The sequence below is a fragment of the Ramlibacter ginsenosidimutans genome (genome assembly GCF_016654015.1).
In the GTDB taxonomy this organism is placed as follows: Bacteria; Pseudomonadota; Gammaproteobacteria; order Burkholderiales; family Burkholderiaceae_C; genus Ramlibacter; species Ramlibacter ginsenosidimutans.
Genome location: NZ_JAEPWM010000007.1, coordinates 267,344 through 279,258, shown reverse-complemented (window position 1 = coordinate 279,258; position 11,915 = coordinate 267,344). Strand labels below are relative to the sequence as shown.

The following is an 11,915-nucleotide window of genomic DNA, read 5'->3' as shown; positions in this document are numbered from 1 at the left end:
CTATGTACGACCCTACGAGAGCTCAGCCGAACGCGAAGCCGCTTTGCAGCCCTTCATTGACCGCTACAACTGGCTGCGACCACACTCCGCTCTTAATCACAGGCCGCCCATGTCTCGGATCCGTGCTGTGAACAACCTCCTGAGATTCGACAGCTAGCGCGCATATTTCGACACCCTCCGGGCGGTCAGCGTTCAGGCGGCCACGGCCTCCGCCTCAGCCTGCGCCCCCACTTCCGCTTCCCCGCCCAGCGCCTCCAGCAGGTCCGGGATCAGCTGCGACAGCTCCCCCGTGAGGATCGCGGCGTTGGCGTCGAAGTTGTCGTCGTCCTTGCCCTTCGCGTCCTCGGCCTCCTTCACCACCACGTCCAGCATCTTCAGCTTGCGGATCTGGCCCGCGTCGGTGAGCGTGAAGGACACCCGGTCGTTCCAGGTCAGGGCGAGCTGCGTCGGCACCTTGCCCGCGGCGATGTGCTGCGCGACTTCGTCGATGTCCAGCGTGTGCCGCGCGTAGCGCACGGCGGACTTCTGTTCGTCGGCGGCCTTCAGTTCGCAGTCGCGGTCGACGGTGAAGCGCCAGGGCGCCTCGCGCGTGCTGAGCCAGTGCGACATGGATGCCGCGGGCGAGCTCTGCGTATGCACCAGCTGCAGGTCCAGCGCGGGGCCGGCCCCGGGCACTTCGAGCAGGGCCGCGAGCAGCGAGGACACGACGCGGTCGGCGGCGGCGAGGCTGCCTGCATCCACCACCAGCATCTTCGACTTCGGGTCCAGCCAGAGCAGGGTGGTGATGCGCTTGCTGAAGGCGCGCGGCAGCAGGTCCAGCAGCACCTCCTCCTTGAATTCCTTCTTCAGCTTCGCCGGCACGCGCTCGTTGCCGGTCTCCGTCTTGTAACGCTCGATGCGCTCCTCCACGGCGGACTTGATGGCGGAAGAGGGCACGGCCCGCTTCTCGGTGCACAGCTTCAGCACGAGATGGCCGCCCACCAGTTCAGCCAGCACCTTGCTCTTGTTGCCGCGCGGCGGCACCCAGCCCGTGGACTCGGGCTGCGTCGGGCCGCACGCAACGAAGCGCGCCTTGTGCAGGACGCGCTCGAGGGCGTCGAGGGGGGGCAACTGGAAATCGTCGGCGATGCGGAAAAAACACGCGCTCTTGAACATGGGAATCCGATACTGCCAAAGGGCGCGATTCTAGTGGGCGCCGCAAGGACTCCCGCACGCGGTTAGACTGCCGCCGGTGCAACAGAGAGTGGAACAGGGCGCTGCCGCCGTCGCCGACGGCCTGCCGGCGCCGGAGCGGTATTGGGCGATGGCGGCGATCCTCATGGGGATCGCGCTCTCGGTTCTCGACAGCACCATCGTCAACCTGGCCCTGCCGGACATCACGCGCCACTTCGGCGCGTCGGCCTCCGATGCCGTGTGGGTGGTCAACGCCTACCAGCTCGCGACCCTCGTGCTGCTGCTGCCCTGCGCGAAGATCGGCGAACGCGTGGGCTACCGCCGCGTGTACATGGTGGGCCTGGTGGTCTTCACCATCGCCTCCCTGGCCTGCGCAGTCGCACCGTCGTTGCTGCTGCTCGAACTCTCGCGGGCCTTGGAAGGCCTCGGCGCGGCCGGCATGATGGCCGTCAATGCGGCCCTCGTGCGCCTCACCTATCCGTCCCGCATGTTGGGGCGCGGCCTCGCGTTCAACTCGATGGTCGTCGCGGCGTCGTCGGTCGCCGGGCCCAGCCTCGCGGCGCTGGTGTTGTCCGTCGCCTCCTGGCCCTGGCTGTTCCTGATCCAGATCCCGCTGTGCGTGGTCGTCCTGGTGCTGGGGCGACGGGCCTTGCCGCGCAACACGTCGGCCGCGACCGGCCCGCGCCTGCATCCGCTCGACGTCGTCCTGAACATCGCGACCTTCTCGCTGGTCTTCCTGGGCGCGGACGCGCTCGGGGTGAGCGAAGGCGGCGTGCAGGGGGGCCATGGTTTCGCGCTACCCGCGCTGCTGCTGGCGGGCGCCGTCGTGGTCGGCACCTTCTACGTGCGCAGGATGTGGCGCCAGCCCGCGCCGCTGCTGCCGGTGGACCTGCTGCGCATCCGGGTGTTCGCGTTGTCCATGTGCACGTCGGTGAGCGCCTTCGCGGCGCAGACGCTGGCGTTCGTGGCCTTGCCCTTCCTGCTGCTGGAGGGCCAGGGCCGCAGCCACTTCGAAGCGGGCCTGCTGATCACCGCCTGGCCGGCCGCGATCGTGCTGTTCGCGCCGCTGGCGGGCCGCCTGATCCATCGCGTCGGCGGTGGTGCGCTGGGCGGGTTCGGGCTGGCGCTGCTCGCGGTGGGGCTGGCCCTGGTCGCCGTCCTGCCCGCGCATCCGTCCACCTGGCGCATTGCCTTGCCGCTCGCCTTGTGCGGTGCGGGCTTCGGGCTGTTCCAGACGCCCAACAACCACACGATCGTGACCAGCGCGCCCCTGAAGCGGGCAGGCGCCGCAAGCGGGATGCTGGGCACCGCGCGCCTCACGGGCCAGTCGCTCGGGGCGGTGCTGCTGGCGTTGATCTTCAGCGTCGCCGGCGTGCGCACCGGAGGCTCCATCGCGCTCGGGCTTGGCGCCGCGCTCGCCGCGGTCGGATCGCTGTTCAGCAGCTTGCGGATTCGCCGGGCCTAGCGTTCCGGGGGCCGAGGCAGGGTCGTGGCCTTGGCCACGCGCCTGCTAGTGCCGCTGGTACTGCGTCGAGCCGAACAGGTTCTCGCGCGCCTTGTCGTCGGTGATCGGCTTGCGCAGGTGCGCCAGCACCTGCACGCCGCGCTGCACCGCGGGGCGCGCGGCGACCGTGTCGAACCACCGTTTCAGGTGCGGGTACTCGTCCAGCACGATGCCCTGGTTCTGCCAGCTGCGCAGCCACGGGAACGTGGCGATGTCCGCGATGGAGTACTCCGCACCCCCGACCCACTCGCTTTGCGACAGGCGCCGGTCGATGACGCCATAGAGGCGGCGCGCCTCGTTGGTGTAGCGGTCGATCGCGTACGGGATCTTCTCAGGCGCATACAGGCGGAAGTGGTGCGCCTGCCCGAGCATCGGGCCGACCCCGCCCATCTGGAACATCAGCCACTGCAGCACCTCGAACTTCGCGCGATCCGACGCCGGCAGGAAGCGGCCCGTCTTCGAGGCGAGATACACGAGTATGGCGCCCGACTCGAACAGCGAGATCGGCGCGCCGTCGGGGCCGTCCGGGTCCACGATGGCGGGGATCTTGTTGTTCGGACTGATCGCGAGGAAGTCGGGGCGGAATTGCTCGCCAGCGCCGATGTTCACGGGAATGGCCCGGTAGGCCAGTCCGCATTCCTCCAGCATGATGTGGACTTTGTGCCCGTTGGGCGTGGGCCAGGAGTAAACGTCGATGGCGGACAACGGCGTAACCTTATGTTTCAGTTCATAATCCCTGCACTTTAGGCGAAAGCTCGGTGGCATGTTCGACCGCATCAAGAAAGCCTTCCTGCGTGATTCGAGGGATCACCCCGACAGCGTGCTCGCGCAGGCGCACGGGCCGGTCTCGGAATGGGCGGCCACCCGCGGGATGACCTTCTCCGGTGCGGCGCTCGGCAGCTCGATGACGATGCAGGGCAAGGTGGGCAACCGGCCCTGGCGCATGGAGCTCGGACGCCCGACGCGCGACTACATCAGCGGCGAGGAACTGCGCGCACGCGCGGAGATCGCCGTGTCCGACCAGGTCGGCGCCATGGTGATCAACCGCCCGCTGAAGGAAGTGCTGGAGCGGCGCGCCTACAGCATGATCACGGACACGCTGCAGACGACGGCCGACCCGCGCCTGCCCGAGGAGATGCGCTGGCTGGCGATGTACGACGAGATCGGCTGGGAGGGCCCGGGCGACGCATTCTGGACCCGCTATGCCGTGCTCTCGGACACGCGCGAACATGCGCTCGCCTGGGTGGACGACCACCTGGTCAAGCAGCTGATGTCCTGGCCCGAGCCCTCGCCCTCGGCGCAGGTGCCGTTCATGATCGTCCTGCTGCGCGGCAAGTGCTACCTGCGCATGCAGTACGCCCCGCCGGCCATGGGCACGCTCGACCACGCGACCGACATCTTCGTGAGCGCCTGCGAAAACGCGCTGCGGGCGTTCAGGAAGTAGCCGCGGGCTCGACGGCGAACGCCGCGGGCGGTTCGCCGCGCAGGTGCCGCTCCCACATGATGCGGTAGGCAGCCTCGATGCGCCGGCAGGTGCGCGCCGTGTCGAAGAGGCTGCTGGTGGCGCGGTTGCGAGCGAGCTTCGCGCGCACCTCCGCCAGCGCCTGCGGCTGCAGCGCCAGCTTCAGAGCCAGCGCCTCGTAGTCCCCCAGGCTGTCGGTGACCAGTTCGGGCAGCCCCAGCGCGAGCAGCAGGCTCGCCGCCACGCGGCCAGCGAAGGTGTGGCCCATGCAGGTGACCATCGGCACGCCGGCGCGCAGCGCGTCGCTCGCCGTCGTGTGCGCGTTCACGGGCAGGGTGTCGAGGAACAGGTCTGCGCACGCGTGCCGCGCGAGGTGCTCGCCAAGGGGCAGCTTGGGCGCGAACACCAGCCGCTCCGGGGCTATGCCCGCCGCGCCGGCCTGCTCGCGCAGGCGGCGCTCCATCGCCGGGTTGTTCGCCAGCAGCCACAGCACGCTGCCCGGCACCCCGCGCAGCAGCCGCAGCCAGAGCGCGAACGTCTCCGGCCGCAGCTTGTAGGCGTTGTTGAAGGCGCAGAACACGAAGCCTTGCGCGGGCAAGCCGTGCGCGGCGCGTGACTGCGGCGCGGGCGGCACGACGATCCGGTCGTCGTTCACCTGGTAGCTGTCCGGCAGCCACACGACCCGCTCCGTGTAGAAGCGCTGCTGCTCGGGCGGGATCACCACGCGGTCGGCGAGCACGTAGTCGATGTAGGGCGCGCCCACCGTGGCGGGATAGCCGAGGTAGGTGACCTGCACCGGCGCGGGCCGCCAGCCCAGGATGTTCATGCGCGACCCTTCGGTGTGTCCCTTCAGGTCGATGGCGATGTCCACGCCGAGGTCCGCGATCTGCCGCGCGGCCTGTGCATCGCTCGCACGCTCCACGTCGATGAAGCGATCGAAGGCCCGCTCGAGGCGCGCGCGCATCGGGCTGCCGTCGTTGACGCCCGTCGACAGCCCGATCACCTCGAAGGCGCTGCGGTCGTGCAGCTCGAACAACCGCGTCATGAGTTGCGCGGTTGCGTGCTGGTGGAAGTCGGACGACAGGTAGGCGATGCGGATGCGGGGCGCACGCGTGCGCATTGGCCGCGAGAGCGGCGGCCGCTCGCCGAAGTCCTTGTCCCGCAGGTACACCTGCGTGGCCTGCAGTTGCTCGGCGGGCGAATCCGTGACGGCCAGCAGCATGAAGGGCGAGACGGGCACCCGCTGCTCGCGCGCCTGGGCCCGCAGCGCGGCGATGTGCGGACCGATGGCGCGCCAGTCGCAGGCAAACAGCTCGGCCCAGACCTGCGAGCTCAGGCCATAAGGCAGGTCCGGGTCGATCGCCAGGGCGCGGCCCACACTGGCGGCAGCCTCTTCGTAGCGCTGCAGCGCGTGTTGCACCAGTCCCAGGTTCAGGTGCGCGTGGGCGAACCCTGGTTGTGCGGCGGCGGCCCGTTCGAGCAGGGGCAAGGCCTCCGCGTGCCTGCCGAGCGTGTGCAAGGCCGTACCCGCGTTCACGAGGGCCTCCACGTGCGCGGGATTCACCCGCAGCGCCGCCTGGAAGGCCTCGAGGGCCTCGGCATGGCGGCCCTGGGCGGACAGCACGCTCCCGAGCGTATTCTGGGCATCGGCGGACTGCGGATAGGCCTGCGCCTCGCGTCGCAGGCTGGCTTCCGCGCCGGCGAGATCCCCCAGGCCGAACTGGCAGTGTCCCAGGCGGTACCCGACGCCGCGGCGTTGCAGCCGCGCGGCTGCGGCAGTCAGCGGGGCCAGCGCCTCCGGCAGCCGACCTTCGAAGAGGAAGGTGCTGCCAAGCAGGTAGAGCGCCTCGGCATCCTGGGCATCGCGCGCGATCGCCTCGCGCGCCCGCGCTTCGGCCAAGCGGAAATCATCGCGGTCCAGCGCATCCCAAGCGTCCTTCAGTGGCGCAAGCATTCGGTGGGTCTTCCTTCATCACTCCGGGGCACCGCACTATAGCGACGTGCGCCGCAACGGGAGAAGGCGGACCGCCGGACGAAGAGGTCGCAACGGACATCCGGCTTCGGATGTCCATTTGTGCGCGGCCTGTCCGTTTCTGTCACGAACCCTCGCGTTCGCCAGCGGCTTCAGCCCCCGCGCGTCACCGGCGCCGACGCGTCCTTGCCGTAGGCGCCGTACTTGCCCAGTTCCCACTTCGCGATCGCGTTGCGGTGCACTTCGTCCGGGCCGTCGGCGAAGCGCAGCGTGCGCGCGCCGGCATAGGCGCTCGCGAGCGGGAAGTCGTCGGACACGCCGCCGCCGCCATGCGCCTGCATCGCCCAGTCGATCACCTGGCAGGCCATGGTAGGCGCCACCACCTTGATCATCGCGATCTCGGTGCGGGCCACCTTGTTGCCCGCCAGGTCCATGATCCACGCCGCCTTCAGCGTCAGCAGGCGGGCCATGTCGATCTTGCAGCGCGCCTCGGCGATGCGCTCCTGCGTCACGGTCTGCTGCGCCACGGTCTTGCCGAAGGCCGTGCGGGACAGCGAACGGCGGCACATCAGCTCCAGCGCGCGCTCGGCGAGGCCGATCAGGCGCATGCAGTGGTGGATGCGCCCGGGGCCGAGGCGCCCCTGTGCGATCTCGAAGCCGCGACCTTCGCCCAGCAGGATGTTGCCGGCCGGCACCTTCACGTTCTCGAAGTACATCTCGACGTGCCCGTGCGGTGCGTCGTCGTAGCCGAACACGTTCAGCGGACGCACGATGCGAATGCCGGGGGTGTCCCCCGGAATGACGATCATGCTTTGCTGCGAATGGCGGGGCGCGTCGGGATCGGTCTTGCCCATGGTGATGAACACCTTGCAGCGCGGGTCGGCCGCACCGGAGATCCACCACTTGTGGCCGTTCACCACGTAGCTGTCGCCCTGGCGCTCGATGCGCGTCGCGATGTTCGTCGCGTCGGACGAGGCGACCTCCGGCTCGGTCATGGCGAAGGCGGAGCGGATCTCGCCATTCAGCAGCGGCTTGAGCCAGCGCGCCTTGATCTCGTCGGAGCCGTAGCGGGCGATGGTCTCCATGTTGCCGGTGTCCGGCGCCGAGCAGTTGAACACCTCGGACGACCACGGCACCCGGCCCATGATCTCGGCCAGCGGCGCGTATTCCTGGTTCGTGAGGCCCGCGCCCTTGTAGCCGGAGGCCTCGGCGGTGTCCACCGGCAGGAACAGGTTCCACAGCCCCGCGGACCGCGCCTTCGGCTTGAGCTCCTCGATGATGGGCAGCGGGGTCCAGCGCTTGCCGGCCTCGGTGTTGGACTGCAGCTGCTGCTTATACGTCTTCTCGTTCGGATAGACGTAGTCGTCCATGAACTTCTGCAGGCGCGCCTGGAGTTCCTTGGTCTTGTCGGAGTAGTCGAAGTCCATGTGCGTGCTCCCGGGGATGAAAAGGGGTCAGGCCTTCTGCGCGAAGGACCAGGCGAGTTCCGCCATCGGGCGCGCCGTCTTGCCGGAGGCGACGGCCTGTGCGCTCGAGGCCGTGCCGGCCTCCACGCGCTTGGCGATGCCCTGCAGGATGGCCGCGATGCGGAACATGTTGTAGGCCAGGTAGAAGTTCCAGTCGGCCTTCAGGTCGGCGACCGTGGCGAGGCCGGTGCGGTCGCAGTAACGGCGGATGTATTCGTCCTCGCCGGGAATGCCCAGCGCTGCGAGGTCCAGCCCGCCGATGCCGCGGAAGGAGCCGTGCGGGATGTGCCAGGCCATGCAGTGGTAGCTGAAGTCGGCGAGCGGATGGCCGAGGGTCGACAGCTCCCAGTCCAGCACCGCGATGATGCGCGGCTCGCTGGCATGGAACATCAGGTTGTCCAGGCGGTAGTCGCCGTGCACGATAGCGACCTTGCTCTCGTCGCGTGCCGCGGCGGGGATGTGCGCCGGCAGCCATTCGACCAGCCGCTCCATCTCCGGGATCGGCTGGCTCATCGGGCCGACGCCGTCCGCGGAAGCCTTGTACTGCTTGCTCCAGCGGCCGATCTGGCGATCGAAGTAGTTGCCAGGCTTGCCGTAGTTCGCGAGTCCGCGCTCGGCGAACTTCACGGTGTGCAGGGCGGCGATGACGCGGTTCATCTCGTCGTAGATCTCGCCGCGCTGCGGCGGCGTCATGCCGGGCAGCGCCTGGTCCCACAGCACGCGGCCTTCCATGAACTCCATGACGTAGAAGGCGCGGCCGATCACGGACTCGTCTTCGCACAGGCAGTACATCTGCGGAACCGGTACGCCGGTGCCGTGCAGGCCGCGCATCACGGCGAACTCGCGTTCGATCGCGTGCGCCGAAGGCAGCAGCTTGGCGACCGGCCCCGGCTTGGCACGCATCACGTAGTTGCGCGTCGGCGTGACCAGCTTGTAGGTGGGATTGGACTGGCCGCCCTTGAACATCTCCACGGTCAGGGGCCCGCGGAAGCCGTCCAGGTTCCGCTCCAGCCAGGCGACCAGCGCACCCGTGTCGAAGGCGTGCTGGTCGGAGACGGCCCGGGTGCCGACGAAATGCTCGTAGTTGTCGCTCATGGCCTGGTCTCGGTGTCGTTCTAGTCGTCGGCTTCGACGATGTGCATCAGCGCTTCGCGATTGCGTACCACCAGACCGCCCGGTTCGATGCGGATCACTTCCTCGCGCTCCATCTGCTTGAGCTCCTGGTTCACGCGCTGCCGCGACGCGCCCAGCAGCTGCGCCAGTTCCTCCTGCGCGAGCTGCAGGCCGATGCGCACCTCGCCGCCATTCGCGAGCGAGGGCACGCCGTAGCTGCGCACCAGGTGCGCGAGCTGCTTGGCCAGTCGCGCCCGCAAGGGCAGGGTGTTGAGGTCCTCGACCAGCCCGAACAGCTGGCGGATGCGCCGCGCCTGCAGCTTCAGCAGCGCCTCGTACAGCTCGACGTGCTGCGACAGGATCTTCTGCAGGTCCGCGCGCGAGACCATCAGCATCGTGGTGTCGCCATGCGCATAGGCGTCGTGCGTGCGCCGCTCGCCATCGAAGATCGCGATGTCGCCGAACCAGATGCCCGGCTCGACGTACTGCAGCGTCACCTGCTTGCCGGTGATCGAGGTCGAACTCACGCGCACCGAGCCGCGTGCCACGGCGCTCCAGAATTCGGCCGGATCCCCGCGCGCGCAGATCAGGTCGCCATCCTTGAAGCGTTTGACGAAGGCGCATCGCAGGATGTCGTGGCGTAACGAGGGCGAGAGGGAGGAGAACCAGCGACCGTTGTTGATCGCTGCGCGTTCCTCGATGGTAAGAATGGGCTCGTCCATGGTCTGTCTTGTGAGCGACTGGCGCCTGGGGCATTGTCGCGTCCGGGACCGGGCGCGACGCTCAGGGTTGTCACCTGCGCGTCGCGCCGCTGTCAGGAGTACCGCGGCGGCTGTTTCGAGAGAAAGGCCTGGATGCCCACGCCGGCATTGGCGTGGTGCAGGTTGCGCACGAAGTGCTCGCGTTCGCGCGCGAGCTGCGCGGTGAGGGAAGCTTCGGGAGCCTCGTTGAGCAATTCCTTGATGCTCGCGAGGGCGTTGGGCGCGCGCTCGTTCAGGCGGGACGCCAGCGCGAGCGCCTCGGCCAGGGCGCTGCCCGCGGGCACCACGCGATTGACCAGCCCGAGCTGCTGCAGGCGCGCGCTGACTATGCGCTCCCCGCACATGAGCAGTTCGCTCACGAGCGGCCGGGGCAGGGCGCGCGCCAGGCTCCAGGTGCCGCCGCCGTCCGGCGACAGCGCCACGTTGCTGTACGCCATGACGAACACGGCGTTCTCGGCGGCCACGACGAAGTCGCAGGCGAGCGCCAGCGAGAAGCCGGCGCCGGCCGCGGCGCCTTCCACCGCGGCGATCACCGGCTTCGGGAAGGTGCGGATCGCTTCGATCCAGCCGTGCAGCCCTTCGATGGACTGGGCCTGCACCTCGGGGGGCTTCGCGCGGTTGTCCAGCAGGCGCTGCAGGTTGCCGCCGGCGCAGAAGGTCGTGCCCGCGCCCGTGATGACGACGCTGCGCACTTCCGGATTGCTGTCGGCGGCGTTGAGCGCCTCGACACCGGCCGCGTAGACCTCCGGGCCCAGGGCGTTGCGGTGGTCGGGGTTGCTGATCGTGAGGACCATCGTGCGGCCCTCGCTCGCGCTCTTCAGTTCCGCAGCCATATCAGGCCTCTTCCTGCAGCAGCGACAGCCCGATGGCGCCGCGCCGGCGCAGCCACGGGCTGGGGCGGTAACGCTGGTCGCCGTACACGGTCTGCATGTTGAACAGCACTTCCAGCACGTTGGTGGGGCCCCAGCGGTTGCCCATCGCGAGCGGCCCCATCGGGTAGCCGAGTCCCAGCGTGACGGCGGTCTCGAGGTCGGCCGGCGTGCAGATGCGCTGCTGGCACATGTCGGAGGCGATGTTCACGATGGTGGCAACGACGCGCTGGGTGACGAAGCCACCCGAGTCACGGATCACGCTGACGGCCTTGCCGTCGCGTGCAAAGAGGGCGTGCGCCGCGTCGCGCATGTCGCTGCGGGTGGCGGGATTGGTCGCGAGCACGCGCCGCTTGGTGGCAGCGTCCTCCACCAGCAGGTCGATGCCGACGGTGCGCGCCGGGTCCAGGCGCTCGACGACTGCAACGGTGGTCACGTCGAAGCCCAGCGGTGCGACCAGCGTCAGCGCCTGCAGCGAGGGCGACTGGCCGGTCTCCACCTTGGCGCCGAGGTCCTTCAGCAACTGGTACAGCTCGGCGCGGCGGGCGGCGCGCGTGGAGACCCATACCGGCGGCAGCTCCGCGACCTGCGGCACCGGCGGCTCCGGCGGGACCTGCGCCTTGCCGTCCACGTAGCGGTAGAAGCCTTCGCCCGTCTTGCGTCCGAGCACGTTGCCCGCGAGGCGCTGCGCGGTGATCACGCTGGGCCGGTAGCGCGCCTCGTCGTAGTACTGCCGGTACACCGACTCCATCACCGGGTGCGACACGTCGAGTCCGGTGAGGTCCATCAGCTCGAAGGGGCCGAGCTTGAAGCCGACCTGGTCGCGCAGGATGCGGTCGATGGTGGCGAAATCGGCGACCCCTTCGCCGGCGATGCGCAGCGCCTCGGTGTTGTAGCCGCGGCCGGCGTGGTTGACGATGAACCCCGGCGTGTCCTGGGCCTGCACCGGGGTGTGGCCCATCTCCCGCGCGAACGCGGTGAGTCCCTCGCAGACCTCGGGCGCGGTGCGCAGGCCGGCGATGACTTCCACCACCTTCATCAGAGGGACCGGGTTGAAGAAGTGATAGCCGGCGAAGCGCTGCGGACGCTGCAGGCCGGCCGCGATCGCCGTCACCGAGAGCGACGAGGTGTTGGTGGCCAGCACGGCGTCGGGCCCGACGATGCCTTCGAGCTGGGCGAACAGCGAGCGCTTGACGTCCAGTCGTTCGACAACGGCTTCGACGACCAGGTCGCAATCGGCGAAGTCCTGGAGGTTCGTGGCCGGGAGCAGCCGTTCCTTCGCCGCGGCCACGGCGGCCGCGTCCATCCGGCCTTTCTCCAGCAGGCGGTCCCACTGTTTGCCGAGTTCGGCGATGGCACGCTGCACGGCCTCCGGCTGCGTGTCGTAGAGGCGCACGACGCTGCCCGCCTGCGCGGCGATCTGTGCGATGCCGCGTCCCATGGCGCCGGCTCCGGCGACGCCTGTCGTCTTGTAACGAGTCTGCATCGCGCCATTATCGGTGCGTCGCCGCAAGCGCCCCGCGGAGATTCTGGCGGGGGAGCGGCCGCGCCGCCGGCTCTCCCGTTTCCGCCGATGAGCTCCAGGACCGGCGGCG

At 69.3% G+C, this 11,915-nt stretch carries 11 protein-coding genes; 3 read left to right on the top strand and 8 right to left on the bottom strand.

Annotated elements, in window-relative coordinates; genetic code table 11:
* Positions 1–157, top strand: a 157-nt coding sequence (locus JJB11_RS17620; protein ID WP_201171588.1) for an integrase core domain-containing protein, incomplete at its 5' end; no start/stop codon positions are given.
* A gap of 35 nt (positions 158–192) precedes the next feature.
* On the opposite strand, the gene JJB11_RS17615 is transcribed toward JJB11_RS17620, so the two are convergent.
* Positions 193–1,155 (bottom strand): recombination-associated protein RdgC, encoded by a 963-nt coding sequence (locus JJB11_RS17615; protein WP_201174272.1) that lies wholly within the window; start codon positions 1,153–1,155, stop codon positions 193–195.
* 148 nt (positions 1,156–1,303) lie between these two features.
* Here JJB11_RS17615 and JJB11_RS17610 point away from each other — a divergent pair, with 148 nt between their 5' ends.
* A complete protein-coding gene (locus JJB11_RS17610; RefSeq protein WP_201174352.1) occupies positions 1,304–2,638 on the top strand; it encodes an MFS transporter in 1,335 nt (444 codons plus the stop codon).
* A gap of 45 nt (positions 2,639–2,683) precedes the next feature.
* On the opposite strand, the gene JJB11_RS17605 is transcribed toward JJB11_RS17610, so the two are convergent.
* On the bottom strand, positions 2,684–3,442 hold the full coding sequence (locus JJB11_RS17605) for a glutathione binding-like protein (RefSeq protein ID WP_201174270.1): 759 nt from the start codon (positions 3,440–3,442) through the stop codon (positions 2,684–2,686).
* Between JJB11_RS17605 and JJB11_RS17600 the strand changes: the two genes are divergently transcribed.
* Positions 3,441–4,121, top strand: coding sequence for a hypothetical protein (locus tag JJB11_RS17600; protein WP_201174268.1), 681 nt, complete (start codon positions 3,441–3,443; stop codon positions 4,119–4,121). The two genes, JJB11_RS17605 and JJB11_RS17600, sit on opposite strands and share 2 nt — an antisense overlap.
* Here JJB11_RS17600 and JJB11_RS17595 read toward each other — a convergent pair.
* The 6 genes from JJB11_RS17595 to JJB11_RS17570 form a co-directional block, all read right to left on the bottom strand.
* Positions 4,111–6,093: an O-linked N-acetylglucosamine transferase, SPINDLY family protein gene (locus tag JJB11_RS17595; protein WP_201174266.1), complete on the bottom strand. Its 1,983-nt coding sequence runs from the start codon at positions 6,091–6,093 to the stop codon at positions 4,111–4,113. The genes JJB11_RS17600 and JJB11_RS17595 overlap by 11 nt on opposite strands.
* 170 nt (positions 6,094–6,263) lie before the next feature.
* Positions 6,264–7,538 carry an acyl-CoA dehydrogenase family protein gene (locus JJB11_RS17590; protein ID WP_201174264.1) on the bottom strand — a complete coding sequence of 425 codons (1,275 nt, stop codon included), beginning with the start codon at positions 7,536–7,538 and terminating at the stop codon, positions 6,264–6,266.
* A 27-nt stretch (positions 7,539–7,565) separates the two neighbouring features.
* Positions 7,566–8,672 (bottom strand): phosphotransferase, encoded by a 1,107-nt coding sequence (locus JJB11_RS17585; protein WP_201174262.1) that lies wholly within the window; start codon positions 8,670–8,672, stop codon positions 7,566–7,568.
* 20 nt (positions 8,673–8,692) lie between these two features.
* The gene (locus JJB11_RS17580) at positions 8,693–9,412 is read right to left on the bottom strand and encodes a Crp/Fnr family transcriptional regulator (protein WP_201174260.1); all 720 of its coding nucleotides are present in this window, start codon (positions 9,410–9,412) and stop codon (positions 8,693–8,695) included.
* 92 nt (positions 9,413–9,504) lie between these two features.
* Positions 9,505–10,284, bottom strand: coding sequence for an oxepin-CoA hydrolase, alternative type (locus tag JJB11_RS17575; RefSeq protein ID WP_201174258.1), 780 nt, complete (start codon positions 10,282–10,284; stop codon positions 9,505–9,507).
* 1 nt (position 10,285) lies between these two features.
* Entirely contained in the window at positions 10,286–11,806 is a 1,521-nt protein-coding gene (locus tag JJB11_RS17570; RefSeq protein ID WP_201174256.1) for a 3-hydroxyacyl-CoA dehydrogenase, read from the bottom strand.
* Between the last annotated feature and the right edge of the window lie 109 nt (positions 11,807–11,915).